The following is a 19,908-nucleotide window of genomic DNA, read 5'->3' as shown; positions in this document are numbered from 1 at the left end:
TCACCCGAATTCGGAGTTCGTTTCACGCCATGAGAGGCCTGGAACGAACCTCGAAACCCAAGAGGATGACTGGCAAGTCAATGTTTCCAGTGTGATCTTCGGATCTGAATTCGCGCCCGGGCTTGCTGCAGCCAGGGCCGCGAATTTCAGATCCACCACACTGGATCGCTCCGTCAAACTTATAGCAATGCAGGTTCCCGCCATGAGCGATTCGACCCTGCCGGCTTCCGGGGTGGCTCTTGTCACCCCGGTTCGCGTGGCAGTCGCAAGAAAGCGCCGCAGCAAGCGCATGCGGACACTCTTTCCCTATCTTCTCGTGGCTCCGGCGGTTCTCTACCTGCTGATGATCACCCTCTATCCGGGCGCCTATGCGGTCTACCAGAGCTTCTTCCTGGTGCGCTTCAACTCCTGGACCCCGATCGGGTTCGAGAATTACGCGGACCTGTTCGCCGACCGGGAGTTCTGGGCGGCGCTGTGGAACACGCTGGTCATCGGGGTTCTGGCACTGGCGCTGGAATGCTTCTTCGCGCTGATGCTGGCCTATTTCGCCTATCGCGATCCGTGGGTGCAGGGCTGGCGCATCGCCTTCCTCGTGCCGATGCTGTTCATGCCCTCGGCGGTCGCCTTCATCTACAAGCTGGCCTTTCTCGACGGCCGGGTGATCTCCGATCTCCTGATGCGGGTCGGGCTGATCTCCGAAAACCTTGCGATACCGTCCTCGATCTGGCTGTCGCGGGCAACGCTGATCCTTGCCGATGTCTGGCAGTGGACGCCGTTCCTGTTCATCATCTTCGTTGCCGCGCTGCAGGGTCAGGACGAGGAAGTGGAGGAGGCCGCGCGCCTCGACGGGGCAAGCTGGTGGCAGATCTTCTGGAACATCTCGCTGCCCCTGATGCGGCCGGTGATCGCGGTCGCCCTGGTCCTGCGCGGCATCGACATCACAACCATGTTCGCCAATGTCTTCATCATCACCAAGGGCGGCCCTGGCGGGGCAACCGAGACGATCAGCTATTTCATCTACCGGCTGGGCTTCAAGAGCTTCAACTTCGGCTATGCCTCCGCCGCCTCGGTCATCATGCTGGTGATCACCATCGTCGTCGCGCAGCTCGTGGTGAAGCGCGCCTTTCGCTCGGGGAGGACCTGACCCATGGCCTCGCAACGCGGTTCCAGGGGCGAAAGCCTGCTCGTCCGTTATCTCATCCTCACGGCCTGGGCGGTTTTCTGCCTGGCGCCCGTCTTGTGGTTCCTGTCGATCGGCCTGCGCCCGCGCACCGAGATCGTCACCCCGCAGCCGATCTACTGGCCGACATTCTCGCTCGATGCCTGGCACATGATCTGGTCGGACTGGCCGATGGCGGCCTATCTGCGCAACTCGGTGCTGGCGATCATCGGATCGGTGGTGATCGACCTGGTGCTGGCCATTCCGGCGGCCTATTCGCTGGCCCGCTACACCTATCGCGGACGCGAGGACATCGGCTTCTACATCCTGTCGACGCGGATGATGGCGCCGGCGATCGTGGCGATCCCGATCTTTTTCCTGTTCCGCAATCTCGGCCTGCTCGACACAATCTGGGCATTGATGCTGATCTATGCGGCAATCAACCTGAGCGTCGTGACCTGGATCATCCGTTCCTACATGCTCGACATTCCGAAGGAGCTGGAAGACGCCGCGCGCACGGACGGTGCGTCGGACATGCGCATTCTGTGGGAGATCATCATTCCCGCGATCCTGCCCGGCATCATCACCGCCGGCGTCATCGGCGCGATCTTCGCGATCAACGAGTTCCTGTTCACGCTGCTGATCGCTTCGACGTCGCGCGCCTACACCATGTCGGTGGCGCTGGCGAATTTCACCGGCGGATCGGACGGCGTCATCTACAACGCGATCGCCCTGGTCGCCTTCCTCGCCTTCATTCCGGTCTTCCTGGTCGTTGTGGCGATCCAGAAACACCTCTCGCGCGGCCTGACGATGGGCGCGGTCAAGGGATAGAGACATGGCACGTATCGAACTGACTGGCATTCAGAAGAAGTGGGGCTCCGTGTGGGGCGTGCGCGATGTCGACCTCGACATCGCCGACGAGGAACTCGTCGTGTTCCTTGGCCCTTCGGGCTGCGGCAAGACCACGACAATGCGCATGATCGCCGGGCTGGAAGATCCCTCCGACGGCGAAATCCGGATGGACGGCGAGGCGATGAACGACGTCGACGCGCGCGACCGGGACGTTGCCATGGTGTTCCAGGGCTATGCGCTCTATCCGAACATGTCGATCTACGAGAACATCCGCTTCCCGCTGCGTATGCGCGGCGTGCCCAAGGCCGAACACGACGCGCGCGTCCGGCAGGCGGCCGGGATGGTGGAACTCGGCGACTATCTCGACCGCAAGCCGGGCGCGCTTTCCGGCGGCCAGCGCCAGCGTGCGGCGCTCGCCCGGGCGATCGTGCGCCAGCCGCAGGTCTTCCTGATGGACGAGCCGCTCTCCAATCTCGACGCCAAGCTGCGCCAGGCGATGCGGGTGCAGATCAAGCACCTGCAGCGCCAGCTGAAGATCACCACGATCTACGTCACGCACGACCAGATCGAGGCGATGACGCTCGCCGACCGGATCGTGATCATGGAAGGCGGGCGCGTCCAGCAGATCGGCACGCCCGACGAGATCTATTCCGATCCGGCCAACACCTTCGTCGCCGGCTTCATCGGCTCGCCGCCGATGAACCTTGTCCGCGGGCGCGTCGATGGCGGCCGGTTCACGGCGCCGGGCATCGACATCGCCGGCATCGGCATTGCGGGCGTGCGCGAGATCGTGCTCGGGGTGCGCCCGGAGGACTGCCGTGTGACGGCGGAGGGCGCGCATCTGTCGGGGCAGGTGTTCGGCGTCGAGCCGACCGGCGACATGACCTACCTGACGATCCGCACGGATGGCCTCAACATCGAGGTGAAGGCGGATCGCGACTATCGCTCAGAACTCGATGTCACCGAGACGGTCGCATTCGATCGCGATCGGCTCTATTTCTTCGATGGTGAAACCGGACAACGCATTCGGCAGGCATGACCACATTCGACTACACCTCGATGGGCTTTTACACGTTCGACTGCCTGTGTCGGCCCGTGAACGAGATCCCGTCCGGCGGCAACACCTCCTTCGTCGAGGAGTTCACCATCGCCGTCTCCGGTGCGGCGGGCAGCGCCGCGATCGTTGCCGCCAAGCACGGGCTGAAGGTCCAGGCGGTGGGCGGCGTCGGCGAGGACGACATGGGCGACTGGGTGCTGGCGAAGCTCGGGCGGTTCGGCATCGACGTCGCCAACATGGAGCGCTGCAGCGGCTTCACCACGTCCTCCTCGATCGTCACCACCCGGCCGAACGGGCAGCGCCCGGCGCTGCACAAGCGCGGGGCGACGGCGGGCTTTTATGTCACCGACGAGCAGGTCGACCGGGTGCTCGACACGAAGATCTTCCATGTCGGCGGCGTCGGGCTGATGGACCGGATGGACAAGGGCCGGACGGCGGAGATCATGGCGGCGGCGAAGGCGAAAGGCTGCCTGACGACGCTCGACGTGTTCGCCTCGACCCCGGACGACATGCCGCTGATCGCGCCGCTGCTCAGTAACACCGACTATTTCATGCCCTCCGAAGAAGAGGCGATGGCGCTGTCGGGAATGACGGATTTCGAGGATATCGCCAGCTTCCTGCTCGACCAGGGCACCGGCGCGGTGATCCTGACGCTGGGCGAGAAGGGGGCGATGTATCGCGACCGCTCGGGGCGGCGCATCGACATTCCCGCCTACCGGATAGACGTCGTGTGCACCTGTGGCTGCGGCGACTGTTTCAACGCGGGCTTCGCCACCGGCCTGCATCTTGGCCTAACGGTGGAGGATTGCGTCCGGCTGGGGCAGGCAAGCTCCGCCCAGAACGCCATGGGACTGGGCTCGCAGGCGGTGGTGAGCTCGCTTGAGGAGACCTTGCAGTTCATGGACAGGACGCCGCTGATATCCTAATCTTGTCACCCGTTCCCGGGCTGCCATTCAGAGTTCGCGACATGTTGCCAGCGCCGAAAATCCCGAGATTGCAGGACCTTGCCCTTCCGCTTCGCGATATCATGCGCGGCGCGATGGCGCTTGAGGCCGACACGCGTTCGCGGCTGGAGCCGGCCAAGCGCCACATTCCCGCGGGCCTTCGCCGGCTGCTGAGTTCGGTCGCCGATGCGGGCGAAGGGATCCATGCGGCCAATCTTGCGGAAAATGCCCCCTCGCGCGCGGACGTTGCGCGCGCGGCCCGCGACATCGCGGCCTGGGATAGCGATTGCGATCCGGCGAATTTCGGCCATGTCGCGGCCCATGCCCTGACGCGGGCGCTCGGCGATGCGCGCCTTCTGGTCAGCGAGACGGTGGCGGCGCTGGTCTTTTCGCAGGTTGCCGCGCGCGCCTCCGCCGGAGATGCGGACGTGGCCGCGGCCGAATTGCTGCTGGCTCTCGAATCCCACCATGTCGCCGGACTGGCTCCGGGGGTCGAAGGCGCTGTCCGCGACGAGGAGCGCATGCAGGTCCATGTCGCGGTGACCGGCCTCATCCTCTGGCTGATGGCCGAACGGCCGGTCGCGCCCGATACGGAGGAGCGGCTGCTCGACCTGTCGCTTGCCGTTGCACGCGCCATCGAGCCGGATACGTCGGCGGCATCAGGCGACAGCGCCCGCCGGAATGCCGTTGCCGACGCGGCCGCGCTGGCACCCGTCCTGCGCCGCCATGCGGGCGTGATCTGAGGCCGCCATGACCGGTTCCGCACTCGATGTTCCCCAGGCGGATCGCCAGCCGATTCGCCGCGCCATCCGGCGCCTGCGATGGTTCGTCGGCTCCTTTTCCAGCCAGCTCGACGAGATTTCGCGGGAGACCGGGGTCGTGTTCTCGCTCGACGAGCAGCGGCTGGCGGACGTGTTCATGGCGTGGCTGCGCGACTTCGAGGCGCAGAAGCCGCGGGATCCGCGCGACCGGAAGTCCTATGTCGGCTTCGCGGCCGGACTCATGCTGCGCAATCTCATGAGCAAAAAGCCCGTCACGGTGGTGTCCTCGCCCACGGACGCGGACAAGACCAACCCGGCCTATTACTGGCCGGAGGGCTATGCCTATGTCGCCTACTGCCTGAATGTGCGCTCGGCCGTGCTGGAGCAGGATTTCGACGAGGCGCGCGCGACCAGTCCGGAATTCGACGAGATCCGGACCTGGTGGTCGTTCAGGGAGAATGTCGGGGAAGACCCGAACCTGGCCATCGCGTTCCTGAACGCGTTCGCCGGCGATGAGCCCGACTGGACGATGCCAGCCCTGTTCCAGTCCGGGCGTATCACCGAGATCGCGCCGAGCTTCTATCAGGCGCGACTTTCCGACAAGGGCTAGGGTCGGGACCCTAGGGGATGCCCTGGCGCCCCGCATCGATATGCTCCTTCAGCGCCCGTATGGCCGTCGGATACCCTTGCGGTCCGAGCCCCGCAATGACGGCCGTCGCGATCTTCGAGACCAGCGAGCGGTGGTAGATGTCCTCGCGCCGATGGATGTTGGAGATGTGCAGCTCCACGATCGGGCCGGGGAACATCTTCAGCGCATCCAGAATGGCGATGGAGGTGAAGGTGAAGGCGGCCGGATTGATGACGATCCCGCCGGCCGGGGCGTCGATCGCCTCGTGCACCCAGTCGATGATCTCGTATTCCCGGTTCGACTGGCGGAAGACGACCGGCGTGTCGCCGGCGGCCTTTCGGCACATCGCCTCGACCTCGATCAGTGTCGTGGTGCCGTAGATTTCGGGCTCGCGGGTGCCGAGGCGGTTGAGATTGGGCCCGTTGAGGACATGGATCGGCGCGGTCATCGGATCATCCCTGGTAGCCGAAGAGGCGGGGAAGGAAGAGAACGAAATCGGGGAAGAGGGTGATGGCCGCCAGGGCCGCCAGCATGGCGTAAAGGAACGGCAGGACCTCCCCGACAAGGGCGCGCAGGGACACCTGGCCGATATTGGTCATGATGAACAGCAGCAGCCCGTAGGGCGGCGTGATCAGGCCGATCATGATGTTGACGACGCAGACGATGCCGAAATGGACGAGGTCGACGCCAAGCGCCTCGGCGGTGGGGATCAGCACCGGCAGGACGATGAGAATGATCGTCGTTCCTTCCAGCAGGCAGCCGAGCGCCAGCAGCAGGACGTTGACGATCAGCAGGAACATCAGCGGCGAGAGGTCCATCCCTTGCAGGAAGACGGACAGGGTGCGCGGGATGTTCTCGATGGTGATGACATAGTTGAAGACGAGGGCGCCGGCGATCAGCATGCCGATGGAGGCGGTGGTGCGGGCGCTCGACAGGAGCGAGCGATAGGTGCCCCGGAGACTGACCGTGCGGTAGAGCAGGGCGGAGATCAGGAAGGCATAGGCGGCGGCGATGGCGGCGGCCTCGGTCGGCGTGGTGATGCCGGAATAGATGCCGCCAAGCAGCACGACCGGCATCATCAGTGCGGGGATCGCACGCAAGGTGATGCCCGGGATCTCGCGCAGCGGCACCGGCGCCTCGACCGGGAAATCGCGCTGGCGGGCGGTCCACACGACGATGCCCATCTGGGCCAGCCCCATCAGCAGGCCGGGGAGCATGCCGGCAAGGAACAGGTAGCCGATGGAGGCGTCGGAGACGAGCGCGTAGAGGACGACGGGAATGGACGGCGGGATGATCGGACCGATCACGGCGGTGGCGGCGGTCAGCGCGGCGGCGAAGCTTGCCGGGTAGCGACCGCCGTCGGTCATCATCTTCTGCATCATCTTGCCGGTGCCGGCAGCATCGGCGATGGCCGAGCCGGACATGCCGGCGAAGATGATCGACTGGACGACATTGACCTGGGCCAGCCCGCCGCGAAAACGGCCGACCAGCGCGTTGCAGAAACCGAGGAGGCGGGTCGTCATGGAGCCGGAATTCATGATCTCGGCCGAGAGGATGAAAAGCGGCACGGCCAGCAGGATGTAGCTGGAATACATGCCGTTGAGCAATTGCTCGGCCGCCGTGCCCATGTCGAGGCCGGCCAGGTAGAGATAGAGGATCGAAGCGGCGATCATCGCATGGCCGATCGGCAGGCCGAGCAGGGCGAGGACGAGGATCGTGACGATGCACAGGGCGAAGGGGTCGATCATGTCCGCTCCCGCGTGTCGTCCTGGAGGCCGTCGCGTCCGGCAACCGCGCTGGCGAGGATCCACAGATACCGGCAGATCACGGCGACGGCGAAGACGAGATAGATCGAGAAGAGGTGGTCGAAGCGGATCTTCATGTAGGCGGTGGACTGCACTTTCATGAAAGTGACGTAGTCATAGGCCGCCGGCATCGACAGCAGGTAGAGCGCCAGCAGCGCCAGCGCGCCAATGATCGTCATGATCCTGCGGGCCCGCCCCCTGACCGAGCTGTAGACGAGATCGAAGCGGATTTCCTCGTCCTCGCGCAGAACGAAGGCGGCGCCCCACAGGACCAGCCACAGCCACATGACGACGGTCAGCTCCGAGGCCCAGCCGACCGGCAGGTTGAGCAGGTAGCGGAAGGCGATCTGGGTGATGAAGGCGAGGAACATGACGGCCAGCATCAGGGCCAGGATGTTCTCAGCGCGCCGATGGAAGAACCGCGCCACGCGTTTCAGCCGCATGTCGACCTCCGGGAGGGGTATCGGGCGCGACCGGCGCGCCGCCAGAGGGAGAGTGTGACCCGCACGCGGGCGGGTCACAATCCCGGCGTCACCGCGTCACAGCGCGTTGATGCGCTCGACGATGCCTTCCGGCCAGTCCTTTGCAAGATCCGACCCCAGATAGAGCTTCTGGGCGTGGGCGCGGAACGCATCGACATCCGGCTTGTAGATCTCCAGCCCCTGCTCCTTGAAGAAGGCGGCGAGTTCGCTTTCCCGCTTCAGGTGCTGTTCCGTGCTCCAGGCAATCGCCGCGTCGGCGGCCTCCTGGACCTTCTGCTGCTGCTCTGCCGACAGCTTGTTCCAGGTGGGGAGCGAGATGGTCAGGAGATCGTAGCCGACCAGATGCGAGGTCTGAACGATCTGCTTCATCACCTCGTAGAACTTCATGTTCTGGACGTTGGGGAAGGGGTTGTCCTGGCCGTCGATGGCGCCCGTCTGCAGGGCCGTGTAGACCTCGGCATAGGCGAGCGGCACCGGGTTGGCGCCAAGCGCCGTGCCGAGAAACTGCCAGGCGTCGCCGCCGGGCATGCGCAGCTTGACGCCGGCAAGGTCTGCGGGCGTCGTGATCTTCTTGTCGATCCTGAGGCCGACCTGGCGCGAGCCGAAATAGGTCGGGCCGAGGACCTTGACGCCGAGCTGCTCCTCGACGAGCGCCGTCATTTCCTTGCCGACATCGCTGCGGAAGAAGGTGGCGAGGTGCTCCGCGTCGCGGAACAGGTAGGCCGATGTCAGCACCGACCAGGCCGGGATCTGGTTGGAGACATCCTGCGGGGCGATGTTGCCCATCTCCAGGTTGCCGCGCTGCAGGGCGACAAGCTCGGTGCCCTGCTTGAACAGGGTCCCGCCATAATAGCCTTGATAGTCGAAGTCGCCGCCAATCCCTTCGGCGAACTTCTTCATCATCTCGGCGCGGATGTCCTTTTCCGAGAACACCGCCGAGAAGCGGATCTGGACCTTGTCCTGGGCCGCCGCCGGGACGGCAAGGCCCGCGGCGAACAGGACGGCACCCGCCGCCATCAGTGCCCGTCTGGTGAAAATCTTCATGATAGTCCTCCCTTACCAACATGACGCGACGGCTCCTGTGCGGAAGCCTGCCTCCCCGGACTCATGCCACTAGACAGATGACGGATCAATAGGCATTAGAAAAAATATCCTATATTATGAGTTATGTCATTTAATCCGAAGCGCCGTGCACCCGGGGACGGGGCAGGCGGGGCGAGCAAGAGGAGGCAGGACGAATGCCGGCAGCCGGGGTAGCGGGCGACACCGCGGGCGAAACGGCCTATCGGCGCATTCGCCACGACATCCTGTTCGGCGCCCTGCGGCCGGGTGCCCGTTTGCGACCCGAACGGTTGCGCGGCCCCTACGGGGCCAGCACCAGCACCCTGCGGGAGATCCTCTATCGCCTGTCGTCGGAGGGGCTGGTGGTCGCCGAGGGGCAGAAAGGCTTCGGGGTCTCCCCCGTTTCCGTGCAGAATTTCCGGGAAATCGCCGGCATGCGGCAGCTCCTGGAGAGCCATGCGATCCGGGAGTCCTTTCGCCGGGGCGATGTCGACTGGGAAGCCGATGTCGTTTGTGCGCACCACAAGCTCGCCCGGCTGGAGCGGCGGATGCTCTCGGGCGAGCGCGGGATAGCGCAGGACTGGAAACGCTATGACCTGGAATTCCACAAGGCGCTGATTTCCGCCTGCGGCTCGCAGGCCCTGATGGACGTCCACGCGCAGGTGCTCGATCACTACCTGCGCTATCAGGTGATCGCGGTGATCTTTCGGGGCGAGGTGGCTTGCGAGGAGCACCGGCAGCTGCGCGACACGGCGCTGGCGCGCGATGCGGATCGCGCCTCCGCAATCCTGCACGCGCATGTCGAGGCCTGCGTCGACCATGCGATGCAGGCCGGGCGACTGGCCGGGCCTTGCGGGGATTAGCGTTGCTTCGGGGTCTCGCCGACAGTATCACTTGGCCATGAAAACCGACGAACACGCCGCCAACGAGACCGCACCCGCCACGATCGGAGAAAACGCTTATCGTCGGATCAGGACGGACATCGTCTTTGGTCGCCTCGAGCCCGGGCAGAAGCTGAGGCTCGAGAAGCTGCGGGACACGTACGAGGCCAGCATCAGCACGCTGCGCGAGATCCTGAACCGGCTCTCGTCGGAGGGGCTGGTGGTGGCGGAGGGGCAGCGCGGCTTCGAGGTTGCGCCGGTCTCCGTTGAAAACCTTCGTGAAATCGCGGCCCTGCGAACGCTGCTGGAAATCCATGCGCTGGAGCAGTCCTTCGAGGCGGGCGATATCGAGTGGGAGGGCCGCGTCGTTTCGGCCCATCACAAGCTGGCGACGCTGGAGCGGCGCATGCGCGAGGGCGATCGCAGCGAAACCGAGCTGTGGAAGCGTTACGACTGGGAGTTCCATCAGGCGCTGATCTCGGCCTGCGGCTCGCGGGTCCTGATGGACACCCACGCCGCTGTCTTCGACAAGTATCTGCGTTACCAGATGATCGCCCTTTCTTTCCGAGGAGACATTGCCGCCGACGAGCACCGGACCTTGCATGATTGCGCGCTGGCGCGCGATGCAGGGCGCGCCCGCAAGGTTCTGGTGCGTCATATCGAGGGCGGCGTCGAGCACGCCCTGGCGACCGGAACGATCAGGTGATGGCTGTATTTTTGAATGATGTTTTTGAAAACATATGACGAAACAAAAAATGTGTGTTGCGGAATTTCGGGCCGCTCACTACCCTGTGGCACACTATCGTTGAACCAGCAGGAAGTGTGCAGATGGCCCGCGTGCGGCTCGGCCTGATCGGCGACAACATCACCCGGTCGCAGTCACCCAGGCTTCATTTCGAGGCCGGGCGGCTGAGCGGCATCGATGTTTCCTATGAGCGGCTGATCCCCCGGGACCTGGGTCTGGATTTCGACGCCGTCTTCGACCGGTGCACGGCCGAAGGGTTTCGCGGCATCAATGTCACCTATCCCTACAAGGAGCAGGTGGTGCCGCGCCTCGACATGCCCGACCCGCTGATCGCGGGAATCCGGGCCTGCAACACGGTCCTGTTTTCCTCACCCCGGCCGGAAGGGCACAACACCGACTATTCCGGCTTTATCGCGGCCTTCCGCGCCCGCTTCCCCGGCGAGACGCCGGGCAGGGTCGCGATGGCGGGCGCAGGCGGTGTCGGCAAGGCCGTCGCCTTCGCGCTGGCCGGCCTCGGGGCGGTGGAACTGCGTGTCTACGACAGGGATCCGGGGCGGGTGCAAGGACTGGCGAAGGCTCTCGCCGCCGCCGGCATCGCCATGCCCGTGGTCTCATGCACCTCGATGAATGAAGCGGCGGGGAGCATCGACGGTCTCGTCAACTGCACCCCGCTCGGCATGATCGGCCATCCGGGAAGCGCAATGACCTTGCCGCAGATGCGTGGCGCCGCCTGGGCCTTTGACGCGGTCTATACCCCCGTAGACACCCAGTTCCTGCAGCAGGCGGACGAGGTCGGGGCCCGGACCCTGAGCGGCTACGACCTGTTCTTCCACCAGGGCGTCGACGCCTTCCGCCATTTCACCGGCATCGACGTCGATGCAGGCGCCCTGCAGCGGGCGCTTTCCGGCGACATGCGCGAGGGAGCGCGGCAAGGATAGGACACGGCCCGTCCTCCGTTCACCGTTCAGGAGAAACGGCGACCAGGAGCATCGGCTGCGTCAGGCGGAACCCGTTTTCGGCGGGCGTGGCGCGTTCCTTCAGCAGGGCGTCGAGCTCCTTCCGCAGCGCCCCGGCGATCGCGCGGCGCGCCGGATCGACCGCCACCAGATAGTCGATGAAGTCGTCGACCGAGGCGAAATCGGTGAAGCGGTCATACTGCTGTTCGTCGATCCGCGACCAATGCCCTTCCGCCATGTCGGCGCGAAGCGCGACGAGCGCCTCGCGGCGGATGGCGGTCTCGTCCTCGACCGGGCGCATCACCTCGAAGAAGGAGCCTTCCGCCAGCGGCTCGACGACGATCAGCGTGCCGCCCGGGCGCAGCACCCGCCGGACTTCGGCAAGAGCCTGGCGCATCAAGGGCACGGGCACATGGTGCAGGGCATTGAGAAAGACCGCCGCATCGAGGCTGGCATCGGTGAAGGGCAATGCCTCGGCCGTTGCCTGTTCGAACCGTGCATCCGGTACGCTCTCGCGGGCGCGGGAAACGGCGTCCGCATCGGGATCGATGCCGGTCACCGTGTGGCCGTGGGCGGCGAGCACACGCGAGAGGGCTCCGCTGCCGCAGCCGATATCCGCGACGGTGCGCGCGCCGGCATCGGCCAGGATGGCGAGGATGCGCTCGGGTGTCTGCATGATGTCAGGCATCGATCCGTGAAAACTCCGCGCGCACTTTTTCCGTCTGCTCGCCAAGTGCCGGCACGGGGCCGAACCCGGGCGACTTGCCGTCGACCAGCGCGCCGGGGGCGAGCAGACGGACGGGGCCGGTCGGCGTGTCCGCCTCGACATGGCGGTTCTGCGGGTGGTGGACAAGATCTTCCATCGTGCTCACCCGCCCGAAGGCGATGCGCGCGTCGCGCAGCTTGTCGGCGAGCGCGTCGCGGGGGTGGTCGGCGAAGACCTCCCGGATGATCGCGTCGAGCTCGGCGCGGTGGGCGACGCGGCGCGAGTTGCTGGTGAAACGGGTGTCGGTCGCCACGTCAGGCCGCTCCAGCACGCCGCTGCAGAAGTTGGCCCATTCGCGCTCGTTCTGGATGGAGAACAGCACTTCCTTGCCGTCGCTTCCCGAATAGGCGCCGTAAGGGGCGATGGTCGGATGGTTGAGGCCGTTCCGCTCCGGGTCCTTGCCGCCATAGGCATATTGCAGGTACGGCACGTTCATCCAGTCGGCGAGCGCGTGGAACAGCGAGACCGAGATATGCCGGCCCTTGCCGCTGCGCTCGCGGGCAAAAAGTGCCTGCAGCACGGCCTGGTGAGACGTCATGCCCGCGGCGATGTCGCAGACGGAGACGCCGACGCGCGCCGGGCCTTCCGCGTTTCCGGTAATGGCCGAGAGGCCGCTTTCCGCCTGCACCAGCAGGTCATAGGCCTTCAGGTCGCGGAACGGGCCGTCGTCGCCATAGCCCGAGATCGACACGGTGATGAGGCGTGGATTGGCCTCGCGCAGCCGGTCGGGAGCGAAGCCGAGGCGGTCGATGGCGCCGGGCGCCAGATTCTGGATGAAGACATCCGCCTTGAGGATCATCGTCTCCAGCAGCGCCTTGTCCTTGTCCTGGCGCAGGTCGAGGCAGACGGATTCCTTGCCGCGGTTGAGCCAGACGAAATAGGCGCTCTCGCCATGCACCAGATGGTCATAGGCACGGGCGAAGTCGCCTTCGGGGCGCTCCACCTTGATGACGCGGGCACCGGCCTCGGCAAGCCGCCCGGACAGATAGGGCGCGGCGACGGCCTGCTCCACGGAAACCACAAAAAGACCGGAAAGATCACCCTGCATCGTCGACGCGTCTCCCTTTTGATTGCGGCCAGTATGCCTCATGGCCCCGGCAAGGGGTAATAGAGGCGATGCCGCGCAGCTATTGCAGGAGGCTATGTCTCCGCCCCCGTCCCAGGCTCTGCCTGTCGCCCGCAGTGCCCGCCATAGACCGGTGCAATGGAACCACGCCGAAATCGCTATTGGCCATCGTCTCCGTGTACGCGCAGGCTGGGAAACGGCTCTTTACACCAATGGACGGACGCGATGAAAGACAAGACAGAAAAACATCAGGCCGGGGCGATCGACCGCATCACCTTGCCGCTCTTCGTTCCCGGCGACCGGCCGGAGCGCTTTGCCAAGGCGATGGCCGCCGGCGCCGACGCGGTGATCATCGACCTGGAGGATGCGGTCGCCCCCGATGCCAAGGAGCATGCACGCGCCGGGCTTGCCGCAGCCCTTTCCGGGCTTGCCGGCAGCGTGCCGGTCCTCTTGCGGATCAACGCGCGCGGCACGCCGTGGCACGCGGGCGACCTTGCCGCCTGCGCCGGGCTGCCGCTTGCCGGCATCGTCCTGCCCAAGGCGGAGACGGGCCCTGATTGCGTCGCCGTCGGCGCGGCAACGGGCCTGCCCGTGGTGGCGCTGGTGGAGAGTGCGCTTGGCCTGCGCAATGCGGAGGAGATCGCCATGGCGAGCCGCCGCATCGCCTTCGGTTCCATCGACTTCGCCGCCGATCTCGGTATTGCCCACGAGCGCGACGTCCTGCTGCCCGCGCGGTTTGCCCTCGCCGTGGCGGCACGGCTCGCCGGCCAGGCCGCGCCCATCGACGGGGTGACGACGGCGCTGCGCGATGAGGATGTCATCGCCGAGGATTGCCGCCATGCGGTTGCCATGGGCTTTGGCGGCAAGCTGATCATCCATCCGGCGCAGATCGCGGCCGCGCGCAAGGGCTTTGCCCCCTCTGAGGGGGAATGCGACTGGGCGCGGCGGGTGCTTTCGGCGGTGGAGGGCGGCGCGGCCGCAATCGCTGTCGACGGCGCCATGGTCGATGCGCCGGTGATCGCGCGCGCGCGGCGCATCCTGGAGCGGGCCGCCGCGTCCTGAGGAAAAAAAGCCCGTGCCGAGGCACGGGCTTCGCAGGCGATGGGGCCTTGCGCAAACGCGTCAGACGGTTCTTCCGCCATCGACCTCGAGGATCACGCCGGTGATGAAGTCGGCTTCGTCCGAGGCGAGATAAAGCGCCGCATTGGCGATGTCGCGCGGCTCCGACAGGCGGCCCATCGGGATCGTCGCGATGAATTTCGCCCGGTTCTCCGGCGTGTCGGGCACGCCCATGAACTGCTCCAGAAGGCCGGTCGCGCCCATCACCGGGGCGATGCCGTTGACGCGGATCCTGTCGGGGGCGAGTTCCACCGCCAGGCTGCGGGTCATCAGGTTCACCGCGCCCTTCGACGAGTTGTACCAGGTCAGGCCGGGACGCGGACGGATGCCGGCGGTCGAGCCGACATTGATCATCACGCCGCTGCCTTGCGCCCGCCAGACCGGCACGCAGGTCTTGGTCATGTGGAAGATCGACAGGACGTTGATGTCGTAGATCTTGCGGAAGGTCGCCTCGTCGGTCTCCATCAGGGGCCGGTTGGGATTGGTCCAGCCGGCATTGTTGACGAGGATGTCGAGCGATCCGAAAGCCTTGACGGTCGCATCGACCGCTGCCTGCACGTCCTCGGCCTTCGAGACGTCGCACTTGATGGCGATGGCCGCATCGCCGAGTTCGGCAGCGACCGCCTTCGCGCCCTCCTCGTTGAGGTCGACGATGGCGACCTTTGCGCCCTCGCGCACATAGGTCTCGGCAATGCCCTTGCCGAAACCGGAAGCGGCGCCGGTGACGAGGGTGGTCTTTCCTTCAAGTCTCATGTGCTGTCCTTAGCCGTGATTGTTGACGACGGTCTTGATGCGGGAGAATTCGTGCAGCGCCGCAAAGCCCTTCTCGCGGCCGTGGCCGGACTTGCGGATGCCGCCGAAGGGCAGTTCGATGCCGCCGCCCGCGCCGTAGCCGTTGATGAAGACCTGGCCGCAATGCATCGCCTTGGCCATGCGCTGCTGGCACCCGCCATTGCTGGTCCAGATGCCGGCGACAAGGCCGTAGTCGGTGCCGTTGGCGATACGGATCGCGTCCGCCTCGTCATCGAAGGGAATGGCGCACAGCACCGGGCCGAACACCTCTTCCTGGGCGATCTTCGAGCCGGGCTCGCAAGGGCCGAAGAGGGCCGCGGCGACGTAGTAGCCGCCCTCCGGCGAGCCTTTCGCGATAGAGCCACGGGCGACCAGCGGCGCGTCGGCCTCGGCGATGTAGGTCTCGACGCGCTTTTTCTGGCGGGCGGAGATGAGCGGACCGAGGACGGCGTCCTCGCCGGAGTCGGAGGCGACAACCGCCTCGAAGCGCGTCTTCAGCTCGGCCATCACCTTGTCGTAGATACCGCGCTGGATGAGCACCCGCGCGCCGGCCGAGCAGGTCTGGCCGCCATTCTGGATGATGGCGTTGACGAGCACCGGATAGACGGCCTCGAGATCGGCATCCTCGAAGACGATCTGCGGAGACTTGCCGCCGAGCTCCAGGGTGCAGCCGATGAAGTTCCTCGCCGCCGCCACCTGGATCATCACGCCCACTTCCGGCGAGCCGGTGAACGACATGAAGTCGACGCCGGGATGCTCGGAGAGCGCCTTGCCGGCGACCTCGCCGCGTCCGGTGACGATGTTGATCGCACCCGCCGGGAAACCGACCTCGGTGGCCAGTTCGCCGATGCGCAGCGCGGTCAGGCAGGCGTCCTCGGCCGGCTTCAGCACGGTCGCGTTGCCCATGGCGAGCGCCGGGGCGATGGAGCGGCCGAACATCTGCGCGGGATAGTTCCACGGGATGATGTGGCCGGTGACGCCGTGCGGCTCGCGCCGCACCTCGGCATGGTAACCGGTGAGGAAGGGAATGACCTCGCCATGCACCTTGTCGGCACCGCCGCCGTAATACTCGAAGTAGCGGGCGGTGGCGATCATGTCGGCGCGGGCCTGCTTGATCGGCTTGCCATTGTCCATCGTCTCCAGCCGGGCAAGCTCTTCCGCCTCGTCGAGAATGCGCAGACCGAGACGCATCATCAGGCGGCCTCGCTCGGCCGCCGCCAGCTTCGACCACGCGCCGCCGTCGAAGGCGGCACGGGCGGCCGCGACGGCGGCGTCCACGTCCTCGGGGCCCGAGTCGGCAATCCGGGTAAAGGCCTCGCCGTCGATGGGCGAGCGGACGTCCATCTCCCTGCCGGAGGCCGCCGTCACCCATTCGCCATCGATCAGGTTGAGCGGGCGCGGCAGGCGGATGCTGTCAGCTTTCATCAGTCAGTCCTTTCGTGCTCAAGCGAGCTTTCGGAAACTTCCCCGCGCTCGATCAGGAGCGTGCGGTCGGCAAAGCCGCGCAGCAGGGAGGGATTGGATTCGGTGATGATCAGGGTGACGTTGCGGTCGGTGTCGCGCAGCGCCTTCAGCGCGTCCGCGTAGCGCAGCGCCAGCGCCGGGGCGAGGCCCTGGAACGGCTCGTCGAGCATGACGAGCCTGGTGCCGAGCATCAGGGCGCGGCCGAGCGCCACCATCTTGCCCTGTCCGCCGGAGACGTTGCCGGCCGGGCGGCCGGCCATTTCCTTCAGTTCGGGAAGGATGTGATAGACGCGCTCGATCCGCTGCTTGGTCTCGGCCGCGTCGAGGCGGGCGACCTGCGCCGGCAGGAGAATGTTCTCCTCTACCGTGAAGGCGGAGAAGAGGCGCCGGTCCTCGGGCGCATAGCCGATGCCAAGGCCCGGGCGCTTCGCCGGGGCGAGCCCGGTGATGTCCTCGCCCTCGAAACGGATCGCGCCGCTGACGGCAGTGAAGCCCATTACCGAGCGCAGGAATGTGGTCTTGCCGGCGCCGTTGCGGCCGATCAGCGCCACGGTCTCCGCCGCGCCGACCGAGAAGTCCAGGTTGCGCAGGATCGGGATGATCCCGATCGAGGCGCCGACATTGCGAAACTCGAGCATCACACGACCTCCCCGATCACGTCGCGGATCACATCCGGATGTTGCAGGATCTCCTCGGGCGAGCCGCGCATCTGCACATTGCCGGCGGCCCATACGGCGACCTCGTCGGCGTAGCGCGAGACGATGCCCATGTCGTGCTCGACGAAGACGCTGGTCACCTTTGCCTCGGCGAGCGCCTTCACCAGGATTTCCATGATCTTGAATTTCTCCGAGGAAGCGACGCCGGAGGTCGGTTCGTCCATCAGCAGTAGCTTCGGCTTCAGGGCCAGCGCCACGGCGATGTCGATCAGCTTGCGCTGGCCTTCCGACAGCTCCACCACCGGCCGGTCGGAGACGTCGGCGCAGCCGACCATGTCGAGCAGGTGAAGCATTTCTCCGCGCTGGCGGATCGTGTGCATGTCCTGCAGCGGGTTGCGCAGACCTTCGCGTGCGGAGACCGAGATCAGCAGATTCTCCAGCGCTGTGTGTTCGGTGAAGAGCTGCGGGATCTGGAAGGCGCGGGCAACGCCGAGCCGAACGATCCGGCGCGGGGCCAGCGACGTGATGTCCTTGCCCTGAAACAGGACCGTCCCCTTGGCCGGCTTCAGCCAGCCGGTGCAGATGTTGAGGAACGTGGTCTTGCCGGCGCCGTTCGGGCCGATGATCGCCATGTTCCTGCCGCGCTCGATGGTGAGCGAGACGTCGTCGGCGGCGATCACGCCGCCGAAGCGGATCTGCAGGTTGCGGGCCTCGAGAAGGATCTCGCTCATTTGCGCGTCTCCCCGTCGTTCGCCCGGGTGCCGGTCAGGCGGGCAAGGGTTGCGTTGTAGATGCCGATCACGCCTTTCGGGGCGAAGATGACGATGACAAGCAGGAAACCGCCGAGCAGCATCTGCCAGATGTCGCCGGCAAAGGCGGAGGCGTAGGTGCGCACGATCTCGTAGATCGCGGCGCCGACAAAGGCGCCGGCAACGGATCCGGCGCCGCCGAGAACGGCAATGAAGACCATTTCGCCGGAGCGGATCCACCAGGCGAACTCGGGCGTCACGACGCCCTGGACGATGCCCATGATGACGCCGCCCGTTCCGCACAGCGCGGCGGAGAGAACGTAACCGGTAAGCAGCGCGCGCTGTGGCGAGACGCCGAGATACTGAAGCCGCGTCTCGTTGGTCTTGATCGTCTGGAAGAGCTGGCCGGCGGGGGATGCGAACCAGCGCACCGTGAACCAGCCGAGGAGGATCACCAGCGACAGGGAGAGATAGAACATGATGAGCTCGAACGGGCCGCGCTCCAGCGCCATGCCGAAGACGGTCGGGCGCGGCAGGCGGATGCCGTCGGCGCCGCCCGTGTAGTGGTAGAACTTTTCCAGGATCGACCAGAAGATCATCGAGAAGGCAAGGTTCAGCATGCCGAAGAAGATGCCGCGATAGCGCACCACGAAGAGGCCGACGAGAATGCCGGAGATGGCCGCGCCGGCGACGGCGACGACGAGCACCAGCACGAGATCGGCGCCGGGCATCGTTGCCGACAGGAACGCGGCCGCATAGGCGGCGATGGCGAAGAACAGGGCATGCCCGAAGGACACCTGTCCGGCGCGCAAGAGCACGGTGACGCCGACGACGGCGATGCCCTTGGCCAGCGCCAGGTTCATCAGCAGTTGCAGCGAGGGCGCGGCAAAGGGGATCGCGGCGACGGCGAGGAGGATCATGGCCGGGACGGCCAGTCGGACGGTCATCTCTGGCTCCTCAGATCTTGCGCGCGGTCGGGCTGCCGAACAGACCCTCGGGCCGCACCAGCAGGACGATCAGCATGATCAGGTAGGGGACCAGCACCGCGGTTTCCGGCCAGACATAGACCGCGAAGGACCGACCGAGGCCGATCAGCAGGGCGGTGAAGGCGGCGCCCTCGATCTGGCCGAGGCCGGCGGTCGCCACCACGGCGAAGGAAAGCACGATCATGTCGGCGCCCATGCCGGGCAGGATCGAGGTGGTCGGCGAGGCGAGCGCGCCGCCGAGGCCGGCAAGGGCGGCGCCGACGATGAAGGTCAGCAGGAAGACCTTGTCCGCGTCGATGCCGATCGACTGGGCCGCCTCGCGATCCTCGGTGGTGGCCAGGATCAGCTTGCCGAGAATGGTGTGGCGCAGGAAGAAGCGCAGGCCGACCAGCAGCACCAGCGCGACCAGAGGCAGGATGATGAGCTGGTAGACGGTGTAGTTGACGCCGAAGACCCGGATCATGCCCATCGCCTGCAGGGCGGAGGCCTGGAAGTAGGGCTGGGTTCCCCACACGAGCCGCTGCACGTCCTCCAGGATCATGAAGACCGCGAAGGTGACGAGAAGCTGCAGGACCTCGGGCTTGTTGTAGATGCGCCTGAGCAGCAGCCACTCGATCGGCCCGCCCAGAAGGACGCCGACAAGCACGGCCGAGACGATCATCATCGGGAAGGCGAAGACCGGGGCGAAGCCGAGCGCCAGGATGTAACCGGTCAGGGACACGGTCAGATAGGCGCCTACCGCGTAGAGCGAACCATGCGCCACGTTGAGGATGCGCATGACGCCGAAGATCAGCGTCAGTCCAACGGCGACGCTGAAGACGAGGGCCGCGTAGGCGATGCCGTCGAACAGGGCCAGGAGGAAGATTGTGAGGTTCATGGGCGTCCATTCAGCTCAAAGGGCGGAGGCACGGGCGGCAATCTGCGAGTCGTAGCTGCCAGTCGTGGTCGCGTAGCGGTAGCCCCGGGCGACGGGCGCCC

The 19,908-nt window shown here is 65.9% G+C and carries 22 protein-coding genes; 10 read left to right on the top strand and 12 right to left on the bottom strand.

What is annotated here, in order from left to right:
• Window positions 1-202 precede the first annotated feature (202 nt).
• From ACQY46_RS22430 to ACQY46_RS22405, 6 genes are all read left to right on the top strand, one after another.
• Window positions 203-1,144, top strand: a complete 942-nt coding sequence (locus ACQY46_RS22430) for a carbohydrate ABC transporter permease (protein ID WP_428698175.1) — start codon at window positions 203-205, stop codon at window positions 1,142-1,144.
• Between the two features lie 3 nt (window positions 1,145-1,147).
• A complete protein-coding gene (locus ACQY46_RS22425; RefSeq protein WP_428698174.1) occupies window positions 1,148-1,990 on the top strand; it encodes a carbohydrate ABC transporter permease in 843 nt (280 codons plus the stop codon).
• 4 nt (window positions 1,991-1,994) lie between these two features.
• Window positions 1,995-3,050 (top strand): ABC transporter ATP-binding protein, encoded by a 1,056-nt coding sequence (locus tag ACQY46_RS22420; protein ID WP_428698173.1) that lies wholly within the window; start codon window positions 1,995-1,997, stop codon window positions 3,048-3,050.
• The gene (locus ACQY46_RS22415) at window positions 3,047-3,994 is read left to right on the top strand and encodes a carbohydrate kinase family protein (RefSeq protein WP_428698172.1); all 948 of its coding nucleotides are present in this window, start codon (window positions 3,047-3,049) and stop codon (window positions 3,992-3,994) included. Before ACQY46_RS22420 ends, ACQY46_RS22415 begins: the two co-directional genes overlap by 4 nt.
• 68 nt (window positions 3,995-4,062) lie before the next feature.
• Window positions 4,063-4,755 (top strand): hypothetical protein, encoded by a 693-nt coding sequence (locus ACQY46_RS22410; RefSeq protein ID WP_428698171.1) that lies wholly within the window; start codon window positions 4,063-4,065, stop codon window positions 4,753-4,755.
• Between the two features lie 7 nt (window positions 4,756-4,762).
• A complete protein-coding gene (locus ACQY46_RS22405) occupies window positions 4,763-5,383 on the top strand; it encodes a hypothetical protein (protein ID WP_428698170.1) in 621 nt (206 codons plus the stop codon).
• Between the two features lie 10 nt (window positions 5,384-5,393).
• Here the strand turns inward: ACQY46_RS22405 and ACQY46_RS22400 are convergent, their stop codons facing one another.
• The 4 genes from ACQY46_RS22400 to dctP form a co-directional block, all read right to left on the bottom strand.
• Complete coding sequence (locus ACQY46_RS22400; RefSeq protein WP_428698169.1) at window positions 5,394-5,849, bottom strand: type II 3-dehydroquinate dehydratase; 456 nt, start codon at window positions 5,847-5,849, stop codon at window positions 5,394-5,396.
• 4 nt (window positions 5,850-5,853) lie between these two features.
• Window positions 5,854-7,149: a TRAP transporter large permease gene (locus tag ACQY46_RS22395; protein ID WP_428698168.1), complete on the bottom strand. Its 1,296-nt coding sequence runs from the start codon at window positions 7,147-7,149 to the stop codon at window positions 5,854-5,856.
• The gene (locus ACQY46_RS22390) at window positions 7,146-7,649 is read right to left on the bottom strand and encodes a TRAP transporter small permease (RefSeq protein ID WP_428698167.1); all 504 of its coding nucleotides are present in this window, start codon (window positions 7,647-7,649) and stop codon (window positions 7,146-7,148) included. Before ACQY46_RS22390 ends, ACQY46_RS22395 begins: the two co-directional genes overlap by 4 nt.
• Before the next feature lie 96 nt (window positions 7,650-7,745).
• The gene (gene dctP / locus ACQY46_RS22385) at window positions 7,746-8,732 is read right to left on the bottom strand and encodes a TRAP transporter substrate-binding protein DctP (RefSeq protein WP_428698166.1); all 987 of its coding nucleotides are present in this window, start codon (window positions 8,730-8,732) and stop codon (window positions 7,746-7,748) included.
• A gap of 194 nt (window positions 8,733-8,926) precedes the next feature.
• Between dctP and ACQY46_RS22380 the strand changes: the two genes are divergently transcribed.
• From ACQY46_RS22380 to ACQY46_RS22370, 3 genes are all read left to right on the top strand, one after another.
• Window positions 8,927-9,613, top strand: coding sequence for a GntR family transcriptional regulator (locus ACQY46_RS22380; RefSeq protein WP_428698165.1), 687 nt, complete (start codon window positions 8,927-8,929; stop codon window positions 9,611-9,613).
• Between the two features lie 37 nt (window positions 9,614-9,650).
• Window positions 9,651-10,337, top strand: a complete 687-nt coding sequence (locus ACQY46_RS22375) for a GntR family transcriptional regulator (RefSeq protein WP_428698164.1) — start codon at window positions 9,651-9,653, stop codon at window positions 10,335-10,337.
• A gap of 122 nt (window positions 10,338-10,459) precedes the next feature.
• A complete protein-coding gene (locus tag ACQY46_RS22370) occupies window positions 10,460-11,314 on the top strand; it encodes a shikimate dehydrogenase family protein (protein ID WP_428698163.1) in 855 nt (284 codons plus the stop codon).
• A 19-nt stretch (window positions 11,315-11,333) separates the two neighbouring features.
• Here the strand turns inward: ACQY46_RS22370 and ACQY46_RS22365 are convergent, their stop codons facing one another.
• Both ACQY46_RS22365 and ACQY46_RS22360 read right to left on the bottom strand, forming a co-directional pair.
• Window positions 11,334-12,008 carry a methyltransferase domain-containing protein gene (locus ACQY46_RS22365; RefSeq protein ID WP_428698162.1) on the bottom strand — a complete coding sequence of 225 codons (675 nt, stop codon included), beginning with the start codon at window positions 12,006-12,008 and terminating at the stop codon, window positions 11,334-11,336.
• A gap of 4 nt (window positions 12,009-12,012) precedes the next feature.
• On the bottom strand, window positions 12,013-13,146 hold the full coding sequence (locus ACQY46_RS22360) for a CaiB/BaiF CoA transferase family protein (protein WP_428698161.1): 1,134 nt from the start codon (window positions 13,144-13,146) through the stop codon (window positions 12,013-12,015).
• A 243-nt stretch (window positions 13,147-13,389) separates the two neighbouring features.
• Here ACQY46_RS22360 and ACQY46_RS22355 point away from each other — a divergent pair, with 243 nt between their 5' ends.
• Entirely contained in the window at window positions 13,390-14,226 is an 837-nt protein-coding gene (locus ACQY46_RS22355; protein WP_428698160.1) for an HpcH/HpaI aldolase/citrate lyase family protein, read from the top strand.
• A 60-nt stretch (window positions 14,227-14,286) separates the two neighbouring features.
• Here ACQY46_RS22355 and ACQY46_RS22350 read toward each other — a convergent pair whose 3' ends face one another.
• Genes ACQY46_RS22350 through ACQY46_RS22325 form a run of 6 tightly spaced genes read right to left on the bottom strand, consistent with a single transcriptional unit; the run spans window position 14,287 to window position 19,807 of the window.
• Window positions 14,287-15,036 (bottom strand): SDR family oxidoreductase, encoded by a 750-nt coding sequence (locus tag ACQY46_RS22350; RefSeq protein ID WP_428698159.1) that lies wholly within the window; start codon window positions 15,034-15,036, stop codon window positions 14,287-14,289.
• Between the two features lie 9 nt (window positions 15,037-15,045).
• Window positions 15,046-16,500 (bottom strand): aldehyde dehydrogenase family protein, encoded by a 1,455-nt coding sequence (locus ACQY46_RS22345; protein WP_428698158.1) that lies wholly within the window; start codon window positions 16,498-16,500, stop codon window positions 15,046-15,048.
• Window positions 16,500-17,177: an ABC transporter ATP-binding protein gene (locus tag ACQY46_RS22340; RefSeq protein ID WP_428698157.1), complete on the bottom strand. Its 678-nt coding sequence runs from the start codon at window positions 17,175-17,177 to the stop codon at window positions 16,500-16,502. Before ACQY46_RS22340 ends, ACQY46_RS22345 begins: the two co-directional genes overlap by 1 nt.
• Window positions 17,177-17,926 carry an ABC transporter ATP-binding protein gene (locus tag ACQY46_RS22335; protein ID WP_428698156.1) on the bottom strand — a complete coding sequence of 250 codons (750 nt, stop codon included), beginning with the start codon at window positions 17,924-17,926 and terminating at the stop codon, window positions 17,177-17,179. The genes ACQY46_RS22340 and ACQY46_RS22335 overlap by 1 nt, the downstream gene beginning before the upstream one ends.
• A complete protein-coding gene (locus ACQY46_RS22330; RefSeq protein ID WP_428698155.1) occupies window positions 17,923-18,891 on the bottom strand; it encodes a branched-chain amino acid ABC transporter permease in 969 nt (322 codons plus the stop codon). Before ACQY46_RS22330 ends, ACQY46_RS22335 begins: the two co-directional genes overlap by 4 nt.
• Before the next feature lie 10 nt (window positions 18,892-18,901).
• A complete protein-coding gene (locus tag ACQY46_RS22325; RefSeq protein ID WP_428698154.1) occupies window positions 18,902-19,807 on the bottom strand; it encodes a branched-chain amino acid ABC transporter permease in 906 nt (301 codons plus the stop codon).
• Between the last annotated feature and the right edge of the window lie 101 nt (window positions 19,808-19,908).

It is taken from the genome of Stappia sp. (assembly GCF_965276915.1).
Lineage (GTDB): Bacteria > Pseudomonadota > Alphaproteobacteria > Rhizobiales > Stappiaceae > Stappia.
Note: the sequence above shows the minus strand (reverse complement) of the source record. Positions and strands in the feature narration are given on the sequence as shown.